We start from the raw sequence: 8126 nt of genomic DNA, 5'->3' as shown, positions 1-8126 counted from the left end.
CTCTCTCGGTCTTGTTCGGCCAGCTCCTGGATGGCCTGTTGGTACACTTGGGCAGGCGTGGATCCCTGGTTGACTTGCTTCAGCCAGCGTTGGGCCTCATTGCCCTGGTGGAGCAGAGTTTGCAAGGGAGCTAGAAAACAGCCTAAGCCCTGAGGTTGGCCAATGCGCCAAGCTTCGGTCAGCAGCTCTTCGATCCACTCTTGGGCCGCCCGTTCCCGGCCTGTCCGCCAATCGACCAAACGAGATTGCAGCGATTCTCGGGCAGCAGCCTGCTCGTTGGCCTCGCAAAGGCTCTCCAGCTCTGTTGGGGTAAAGGGCCCCCGCAAGGGATCCAGCGCTTCCGGCTGGGCCAGCAACTGCCAGAGACGGGCTTCCACCAAGGCGGTAATCGCCAGAACCATTACCGGATCCCCCACCAGATCGCAAATGCGCAGCTCCACGCGGTTGAGGTGGTAGGGCCGCTCCGGGCCGTTGGGTCGCACCGAGGCCCACAGGTGGCGCACATTCTGCATGGTGCCCAAGGCTAGCTGCTCCTGGATCCACGCAATGTAGTGGGCGTGATCCCGGAAGAAGGGCACCTGAGCCGGCGTTTTGGGGAACACCTGCCAACGGCTGGAGTGGGATCCCGTCACCCGTCCGTCCAGAAAAGGAGAGGAAGCGCTCAGAGCTAGGTAGAGAGATGCTTCCGCTCGCAGCAGGCGACAGGCCCGGAAGATGGCCTCAGTACCTGGCAGGCCAACATTGATGTGAATGCTAGCAGTTACCACCCGCGTGCCATAGGTGCGCTCGATGTAGTCGTGGTAGGGGTTGCCGGGATCCGACCGCTCGAAGTGGTCGCTGCCGCCCAAAGCTAGCGTGCTCCCTGGCAGAAGGGTGTAAGGGCCAAGACGGCGCAAAAATTGCCGCAACTGTAGGCGAGGCCGCAACAAGGCACAGAGCAGGTCTTCGTAGCGGCGGAGAGGGGGGGTGATGTACTCCACATTGCGCCGATCCGGCTCCCGCACAAACCCCGGCAAAGCTTGGCAAATGCGATCCGATAGACCCACCACTTCCCCGGCGGCGGTGCCGGTGTACATTTCCACCTCAAAGCCCTTGGTCAACAGCACAGGCCAGCCTCCAGCCGCAGCCTCACCAGTCTAACCTTTCTCTTCTCCCCTCATTGTCCTGGGGTTTGGCAGGGAATTGGCCGATGGTAGGGAAGTTTCTCGACCTGTTTTAGGATGTCCCTGTAAAGCAGTTTCGGGAAGAGACAGAGTGGGGGATCCCATCTACATCCTGGGAGCGGGGCCGGCAGGCATGGCGGCTGCCTATCGCTTGAACCAACTGGGTTTTTCCGTAGTGGTGGTAGAACGAGAGGAGAAGGTCGGGGGTTTGGCCAAAAGTATTCAGTATCAGGGGTTTATCTTGGACTATGGCCCGCACCGTTTTTTCACTAAAATCCTGCCGGTGCGAGAGTTGTGGAATCAGGTTTTGGAATCCGAGCAAGTAACCGTCCGACGGCTCACCCGCATCTATTACCGCAAGCAGTATTTTCAGTACCCCATTCAGGCCTGGGAAGTCCTGCGCAAAGTGGGTTGGTGGGAAAGCCTGCACATTGTCCTTTCCTATCTCTGGGCACAATTAATTCCGCGACCAGCTCCCCAGAACTTTGCCGACTGGGTCAAAGGCAAGTTCGGCACCCGACTCTTTCAAATGTTCTTTGAAGGATATACGGAAAAGCTTTGGGGGATCCCTTGTACCGAGATCAGTGCTGATTGGGCTGCCCAGCGCATCAAAGGTCTCAGCCTTGGGCAAGCCATCCAAAAGGCCTTGGGGTGGAATCGAAGCTTGGCCAAGTCTCTGATCGACCAGTTTCAGTTTCCTCGTCTGGGATCCGGGCAGCTCTATGAAAAAATGCAGGAGTATTTGCTTGCCGAGGGACAAAAAGTCCTGCTCAACACAGAAGTAGTCACCCTCAGACATCGGGGATCCCAAGTTGTCGAGCTGCAACTGCGCAATCTTCAGGATGGAAGTGAAACTTGGGTCTCCCCCTCCCACGTCATTTCCTCGATCCCTCTGACGGTGTTGGTGCAGAGCCTGCGGAAATTGCCTCCCCCCCAAGTGCTGCAGGCAGCCCGCAATCTCAGATTTCGCAATACTGTCTTGGTTTACTTGATTGTGCAGGGATCCCAGCTCTTCCCCGATAACTGGCTGTATATCAACGATCCAACGGTGGGGGTGGGACGGGTGACCAACTTCGCCAATTGGTCTCCGGCCATGTTGCCCAACCAAGAGCAAACCCCCTTGTGCTGTGAGTATTGGTGCAACTTTGGGGATCCCTTGTGGCAAGCTCCTGAGGAGGAATTGCTGGCTTTGGCCGAGAAGGAGCTGCGTCAAATTGGCCTGCTTCACGATCAAAAGATCTACAGTGGCTTTGTGGTGCGCCTGCCCCGCACTTATCCCATCTATACCGGTAGCTATAAAGAAGATTTAGCCATTTTGCAGGAGTATCTCAGCCAGTTTGAAAATCTACAAGTGGTGGGCCGCTACGGCTCATTTAAATACAACAACCAAGATCACAGTTTACTGATGGGCTTGCTGGCGGCTGAGAACATTCTCCGACCCGGTAGTCACAATCTCTGGCAGGTGAACTCCGACGACGATTACCAAGAAGAAATCAAAGTGCCATCTTCACCCTTAACGATTCAGCGATGAGCTTTCCTCTCAGTCATCTGTTGCAGCGAGGTCGGCAGTACCTTGCCCCTTTCTTAGGGCAAATCTTGTTGCCCAGTTTGGCCTTGACAGTGCTGCAGATCTTTATGATCTCCCTCTGGAGTGAGGAGAGCGACTATGCTTCTGCCTTCACAGCCCTGAGTCAGCGGGATAGCTATTGGTATCTCAGCATTGTGCGGCGGGGGTACCAGTTTGTGGGTTTCGACAAGATTGCCTATGAGCAGAGCAACGTAGCTTTTTTCCCCGGCTATCCCCTGGCAGTGGCCGCAATCAGTCACCTTGTGGGAGTTGACCCTGAACTGGGGCTCTACCTCACCGCCCAGCTCTTTTGCTGGCTGATGTGGGTTTACCTTTTCCTGCTTTACCGCAGGTGGCAAATTCCCCCCCTCTGGCAAATTTTGGCCAGTCTGCTCATCTTCTTTTATCCCACCAGCTTTTACCTGGTCGTGGGCTACAGCGAATCTTTGTTTATGGCCAGCCTACTGGGTTTTCTCTACTGGTCAATTCACGGGGGCCGTCCCCTGCTGATGCTCCTGGCTGGGATCCACGGCTTGGTGATGAGTGCTACTCGGATTGTCGGCTTGCCGGTGGCGCTGCTCCCTTTTTTGAATCTCCTGAAAGCGGGGGAGAGAACCCAAGCCCGCCGTTGGTTTTGGACGAGTATGGCAGCGAGCTTGGCTCTGTTGGGTGGCCTGGGCTTTTTTCTCTACTGTCAGCTCCGCTTCGGACGCTGGGATCTCTACCTGGAAATGCAGCGTTACTTTACCGGCGTGAAAGCCAATTATCAAGCTATTTTCCAAGCTCGCACATATGTCCTTTCCGCCGAACGCTGGCAAAGCTTACTCTCTCTTTCTGCACCGATGAAAGACCCTGGGCTGTGGGCTGACGCTCTTAGCCAACTGTTTGTGTCTGCCACCCTGGGATCCCTGCTTGTCACAGGTTTAATGGATGCGGCAGGAGTTATGGCAGGTAGAAGCCAGTGTTGGCGGGAGCGGCTGGGATTTCATCTGGCTGCTTGGGCCATGTTTTACATTGCCCTAACGGGTATGAGCCCCTTGGGGCAACGAAGCATGAGCCGCTATTGCCTGCCGGTTCACCTCATGCAGGTGTTGGCGTTGGCGCATTGGGCCAAACACACCGATTTCAGCTTCATCCCCCAACAGGTGCGGCCTTATCTTGGTGTTGCTCTGAAGCTGGGATATGGGCTTTTGGCTTTAGTCTTTTTTGTCCTCAACCAAATCCTCATCTGGCGCTACGTCCATCATCTTTGGGTAGCTTGAACCGGCTTGGCTGGAGATAGGATGTGAGGGATCCCAACTTCTCACCGGCTGAGAGCTGTGGCCTTCTCTTCTCCCCGCAAGTTTCCCCATCGAAAATCAACCCCGCGTGTCGCTCAGACCCTTGAGCCCGCCAAAATTTACCCCTGCCCGTGCTGCCATCAAGGTCAGTTGCGCCTGATCACCCTAACCGAAGCCTTTGGGTGTAGCCGTTGCCAGCATATTTTTGCCATTACCCCCGACCGCCTGTACATCGAGCAACTGGCCGTTTCTTATCCCTATCGCAAAATGTGGTTCTGGAACGGCTACCAATGGGTGTTGCGGCGGGAAAACACCCTACAGGGATCCGCGCTCTTGGGCCTCACCCTCAGCTTGGGCATTGTCTTGGCGGTTGGGTTCATCGGCGCAGTGCTCTTCCCAAACCAAACCCAGTTGCTCAGTTGGTTCATGATTCTCGGCTTGTTGCTAACGCTGCTGATGGTAACGGCGATCCTGCTGCTGCGGCGGCCCTGAGGTGAGTGAGATTTTCTCCAGCGACTGGTCTCCAGAATTGGCAGCCCCAGCACTTGTGGATCCAACCATTTCTTGTTAGCAGTGGTCTGGAGAACGCAGCGGGTCTGTCTCTAATGGGCTAGGCGGGAGAAGTTCAAGTGACAGATTTCGGTTCAGACTTTGACTTAGGTACCACTCTGCGACAGGTACGCCGCTTACTACCGCAGATGCAGCGGTTGAGCAGCCAAACCAAGCGCCAGGCCCTGCTGGCTCTCTCGCGGTGTTTGTTGGAGCGCTCCGATCTGCTCCTGGAAGCCAATACCCTCGACCTGGAAAGTTGCCGCGAGCAAACCGTACCGGAGTGGATCCTCAACGGCCTGAAGCTCACCCCCGAGCGTCTACAGCGATCCGCCCAGTTGCTGACTCTCCTGGCCCAGCAGCCGGATCCCATTGGCAAGCTGGAGAAAGGGCACCGCCAGGAGAATGGCCTGTTTATTGGCCGCTACCGCGTCCCGTTGGGGTTGATTGCTCTGGTCTACGAAATCTACCCCGAGTTTGCCTTAAATGGCATTGGCATGTGCCTAAAAACAGGAAATGGCGTGATTTTGGCCAGCAGCGGTCCCATCCAGAAAACTCACCAGGCTATGGTCAACCTGTTGGCAGAGACGGCTTATGAGCACGGGATCCCGGAAGGGGCCATTCAAACCTTGCCCGCCCAAGACCGAACCGCAGATCCCCAAGTAGATTCCCCACTATTGCCGTTGTTACAGCAAACCCGCTACCTAGACCTGGTGATTCCCTGCGGTCGCCCCGGCTGGGTGGAGTTCCTGTTGCAGGCCAGCAAAGTGCCGACTCTGGCTACCCATTTGGGCTACGGCCACATCTATCTGGATCGCACTGCCCCTTGGCCCTTGGTCAAATCGGCTTTGTTGGATCCCCTGGCCCAGTACGGCTCAGAAGGGATCCCCATCTATCAGCCTCTCACCCTCTGGCTGCTGATCCACACCGATTGGGCCACCAACCATCTGACCGCCTTGATTGAGGACTTGCTGGGTCACGGGATCGATATCCAGGCAGCCGCCTCCATTCTGGAACAGTTCCCGCAGCTCCAGCCGCTTGGGCAAGGCTTTGACTCGACGGAACGACCTCATCTGCGCCTGCAGCCCATTGCCGACCTGACGGAGGCGATCGCCTGGATTAACAAAAATGGTTGCCGTCAATCGGAGACGATCCTCACCGATAGCCAATCGGCGGCCCAGCGCTTTCTCCAGGAAGTAGATGCCGCCCTGATCCACATCAACACTTCCCCCCTCTCGGCAGGCCGGGGAGCTGGGATCCCCACGTTGGGAGCGTTTCGCGACCTGTCTTTGGGCATTTCTACTCAGCGGCTGCACGTGCGCGGGCCCATCGACGTGGAAGCCCTGACAACGGTGAAGGTGGTGGCTCAGGGCGATCTGTAGAGCTGGGCAGCAACCCAACTGATGCACCAAGGTTGGCCGGTCTGCCCAAGATCCAAGAGCTGGGATGAGGCTGGAGAATGAGAATGTAGATCGCCATCAGCTCAACATCCAACTGAGCCCAAAGGGAGGACTTTTTTGGGGATCGACCTTCGCAGTTACGTGTTTTTGGATCGGCTGCAACCCCAGTATGCTGCTTATCTGGGCACAGTAGCCTACGGCTTTTTGCCCCTGCCTGGGGACACTTCTTTGTGGGTCGAGATTTCCCCCGGCATCGAGATCAACCGCGTTATGGATATTGCCCTGAAGGCCACCTCGGTGAGGCCGGGGCTGCAGGTGGTGGAACGCCTCTACGGCCTTCTGGAAGTACACTCCAGCAACCAAGGGGACACCCGCACGGCTGGCCGCGCCATTTTGTCTGCCTTGGGGGTGAGCGAACAGGAGCGCCTCAAACCACGCATCATCTCCAGCCAGATCATCCGCAACATTGATCCCCACCAAACCCAGTTGATTAACCGTTCCCGCCGTGGCCAAATGCTCCTGGCCGGCCAAACCCTCTATATCCTGGAGGTGCAACCGGCAGGCTATGCCCCCCTGGCTGCCAACGAGGCAGAAAAATCTGCCCAGATCAACATCCTGGAGGTGATGCCTTTCGGTAGCTTTGGCCGCGTGTACTTGGGAGGGGAAGAGCGAGATATTCTGGCCGCCTGCCGCGCTGCCGAAGCCGTTTTGGCGGGGGTTTCCGGTCGGGAGCCCCTCTTGTTGCCTGAGGAGGTGTAGCCAATGGCAGACTCCGATCCCAAGCCAAGATCGCCCCTGTCGCAACGCCGGGATCCCTCTTCAGCAGAGCAGGTGAGGCTCTTGACGGAGCTGGCCGCTCCCTACCGCAGCTTGCGGCGCTTCATCTACTTGGCGGTGGGGTTCTCGGCTACCATCGGGGCGTTTGTGTTTTTCTTTCGAGCCCTGGCGGGACGGGACTTGAACACCACCTTGCCCAGCTTGGCCTTACAGTTGGGGATCCTGGCCGGCGCCATCGGCCTAAACAGGCTGGAAAACCGCTCTCACCAGAAGGTGATCAGACAGGTCAAACAACGCTTGGGCATGCAGCAAGACTCCCAGGAGCCCCAACGGTCGGCGGACAGTTAGCCCGCCCATTCCCCGCAGCCCCTTTCTCAATCCAGATCAAAGTCATCATCATCCGCGTCAGCACTGCGCAGATAGCGGCGCTGAGTTTGGCGAGCGGGATCCCCTTGTGACCACTTTTGGACAATTTGGACACCCAGAAAGGTCAGAAAGGCCCCCAAAGCCACAAACGTGAGAAGTGGGATCGCCAGGATCACCACTGCGCCCAGGACATAGATAGCCACCTTGGGCAGAGACGGATCCACCCCCCAGCGGCGGCTGCGCACCCAATCGGTGAGCTGCTGATCCCATTGGCGCAGGCGAGGCCTGTTCTCCTCGAAGATCTCCAGCAAAATTGGCCCCAGACGACGCAGATTGCCCTGAGTTTGCCTTCGCCAATCTTGCACCGAGCGCCCCATGTTCGGGATCCCTTGTCCTGTCATCTTCAGGCCGATCCTAGCCCAACCCCAGCAACCTTCCCATTGGCCCACCGGATGTAAATTTGTTTGAACATTTGGATCGGAGATTTTGGAGGCTTCCCAGGACTACTGTACACTGAGGGCACTTGCGCAGCGATGCTGCTGCCCTGCGGATTCGGTAAACCTCTTTTTAACGTTTCAACCTGCTCGACTGGAGAACGCTAATGGCTCACTCGGTCAAGATCTACGACACCTGCATCGGCTGCACTCAGTGTGTGCGGGCTTGTCCCACCGACGTGTTGGAGATGGTGCCCTGGAAGGGGAACAACAAGGCTGGCATGATCGCTGCCGCTCCCCGCACCGAAGACTGCGTTGGCTGCAAACGCTGTGAAACCGCTTGTCCCACCGATTTTCTGAGCATCCGAGTCTACCTTGGCCCCGAAACCACCCGCAGCATGGGCTTAGCCTACTGATGGGGGCACCTGGCCGCAACCCCACTCTCAACTGCCCACAGAGCACAAATATTCCAGAGTACCAGAAAAGCAGTTTACTTCCCGACCCAGTTCCAGCCTTTCCCTCTTCCGGGGAGAGGCTGTGGCGTATGGCAGGTCTTAAGCTGTTTGGTAAACTACCCGACACCCGCGGCG

At 57.1% G+C, this 8126-nt stretch carries 9 protein-coding genes; 7 read left to right on the top strand and 2 right to left on the bottom strand.

Translation table 11 applies throughout. From position 1 onward, the window contains the following. Positions 1-1106: glutamate--cysteine ligase (gshA, locus tag NW819_RS03080; protein WP_414412851.1), on the bottom strand; the 1106-nt coding region annotated here is incomplete at its 3' end. 148 nt (positions 1107-1254) lie between these two features. On the opposite strand from gshA, the gene NW819_RS03075 reads away from it, so the two are divergent. The 6 genes from NW819_RS03075 to NW819_RS03050 all read left to right on the top strand — a co-directional run bounded on the left by NW819_RS03075 (position 1255) and on the right by NW819_RS03050 (position 7084). Continuing rightward, positions 1255-2694, top strand: coding sequence for an NAD(P)/FAD-dependent oxidoreductase (locus tag NW819_RS03075; RefSeq protein WP_414409351.1), 1440 nt, complete (start codon positions 1255-1257; stop codon positions 2692-2694). Further along, positions 2691-3992, top strand: a complete 1302-nt coding sequence (locus tag NW819_RS03070; protein WP_414412850.1) for a hypothetical protein — start codon at positions 2691-2693, stop codon at positions 3990-3992. The genes NW819_RS03075 and NW819_RS03070 overlap by 4 nt, the downstream gene beginning before the upstream one ends. 168 nt (positions 3993-4160) lie before the next feature. Continuing rightward, positions 4161-4502 carry a hypothetical protein gene (locus NW819_RS03065; RefSeq protein ID WP_238376873.1) on the top strand — a complete coding sequence of 114 codons (342 nt, stop codon included), beginning with the start codon at positions 4161-4163 and terminating at the stop codon, positions 4500-4502. Positions 4503-4639: 137 nt separating this feature from the next. After that, the gene (locus tag NW819_RS03060; RefSeq protein ID WP_414412849.1) at positions 4640-5941 is read left to right on the top strand and encodes a gamma-glutamyl phosphate reductase; all 1302 of its coding nucleotides are present in this window, start codon (positions 4640-4642) and stop codon (positions 5939-5941) included. Positions 5942-6076: 135 nt separating this feature from the next. Beyond that, entirely contained in the window at positions 6077-6718 is a 642-nt protein-coding gene (locus tag NW819_RS03055; RefSeq protein ID WP_414412848.1) for a hypothetical protein, read from the top strand. A gap of 3 nt (positions 6719-6721) precedes the next feature. Next, positions 6722-7084: a DUF3493 domain-containing protein gene (locus tag NW819_RS03050; protein WP_011432201.1), complete on the top strand. Its 363-nt coding sequence runs from the start codon at positions 6722-6724 to the stop codon at positions 7082-7084. A gap of 26 nt (positions 7085-7110) precedes the next feature. On the opposite strand, the gene NW819_RS03045 is transcribed toward NW819_RS03050, so the two are convergent. Further along, positions 7111-7503 carry a hypothetical protein gene (locus NW819_RS03045; RefSeq protein WP_414381253.1) on the bottom strand — a complete coding sequence of 131 codons (393 nt, stop codon included), beginning with the start codon at positions 7501-7503 and terminating at the stop codon, positions 7111-7113. Positions 7504-7703: 200 nt separating this feature from the next. On the opposite strand from NW819_RS03045, the gene psaC reads away from it, so the two are divergent. Then, entirely contained in the window at positions 7704-7952 is a 249-nt protein-coding gene (psaC, locus tag NW819_RS03040) for a photosystem I iron-sulfur center protein PsaC (RefSeq protein ID WP_011432199.1), read from the top strand. Positions 7953-8126: the final 174 nt, after the last annotated feature.

The sequence above is a fragment of the Synechococcus sp. R8-2 genome, assembly GCF_047461715.1.
In the GTDB taxonomy this organism is placed as follows: Bacteria; Cyanobacteriota; Cyanobacteriia; order Thermostichales; family Thermostichaceae; genus Thermostichus.
This window is presented reverse-complemented; position numbering and strand designations above follow the sequence as displayed.

Coding starts and splice junctions, on each gene's coding strand:
- NW819_RS03070 (WP_414412850.1), top strand. CDS start 2,691: ATGAGCTTTCCTCTCAGTCATCTGTTGCAGCGAGGTCGGCAGTACCTT.
- NW819_RS03050 (WP_011432201.1), top strand. CDS start 6,722: ATGGCAGACTCCGATCCCAAGCCAAGATCGCCCCTGTCGCAACGCCGG.
- NW819_RS03045 (WP_414381253.1), bottom strand. CDS start 7,503: ATGACAGGACAAGGGATCCCGAACATGGGGCGCTCGGTGCAAGATTGG.
- psaC (WP_011432199.1), top strand. CDS start 7,704: ATGGCTCACTCGGTCAAGATCTACGACACCTGCATCGGCTGCACTCAG.